Here is a 733-nt window from a genome sequence, read left to right on the forward strand (position 1 = left end):
GGTCTCGCAGCACCTCAAGGTGTTGCGAGAGAGCGGTTTTGCCAATGTCCGGGCGGAGGCGCAAAGGCGCCTTTATTCGGTCGACGTTGCCGGGCTTCGCGCGGTGGATGCTGCGCGCGGCGCATTCGCCGCCGAGCCCGGGGTGGAGCATCTGGGGCGCGCCGCGCTTCGATGCCGAGCTGTTGCGCAATCGTCATGGCCCGTGCGGCCGGTGGATCATGGAATGGAAATGTGATGAGTGCCAGTTCAGTGAGCCGTCGACGTATTCTCAGCCTGTGGCTGCCGCGCCTGCCTATCGACCGGATCCAGCGGTTCCTTGGCAGCGCCGGGCTGGGTAAAACCACTCATCCGAGCATCGTCGTCATCAAGGACAACAATGCGCTGGCGATCCATGCGCTGGACGAGGCCGCCGAGCGCCTCGGCCTGTACATCGGCCAGCCCCTGGCCAATGCGCGGGCGATGTGTCCGGATCTAAAAGTGTTCGACGCCGATACCGTCGCCGATGCGAAGACGCTCAGCGATATCGCCGACTGGTGCGACCGCTTCACGCCGCTGGTGGCGCTCGATCCGCCTCACGGGTTGTTCCTCGATATCACCGGCTGCGCACATCTGTTCGGCGGCGAGGCTGCGCTGCTGACGATGCTGGTTCGTGCGCTTGCCCGCCAGGGCTTTGCCGTCGGTGCGGCAATCGCCGGCACGTCGGTCTGTGCGCGTACGCTGACGCGGCAGGCCT

1 protein-coding gene and 1 pseudogene are annotated in these 733 nt (G+C 65.8%); both read left to right on the forward strand.

The annotated features are described in order from the left end of the window. Positions 1-235, forward strand: a pseudogene (locus tag MOV75_RS40575) (hypothetical protein); the annotation flags it as partial. Beyond that, positions 235-733, forward strand: a 499-nt coding sequence (locus tag MOV75_RS40580) for a DNA polymerase Y family protein (RefSeq protein ID WP_247008467.1), incomplete at its 3' end; no start/stop codon positions are given. The pseudogene MOV75_RS40575 and the gene MOV75_RS40580, both read left to right, overlap by 1 nt.

Origin of the sequence: Bradyrhizobium sp. PRIMUS42 (assembly GCF_023006515.1) — a bacterium.
In the GTDB taxonomy this organism is placed as follows: domain Bacteria; phylum Pseudomonadota; class Alphaproteobacteria; order Rhizobiales; family Xanthobacteraceae; genus Bradyrhizobium.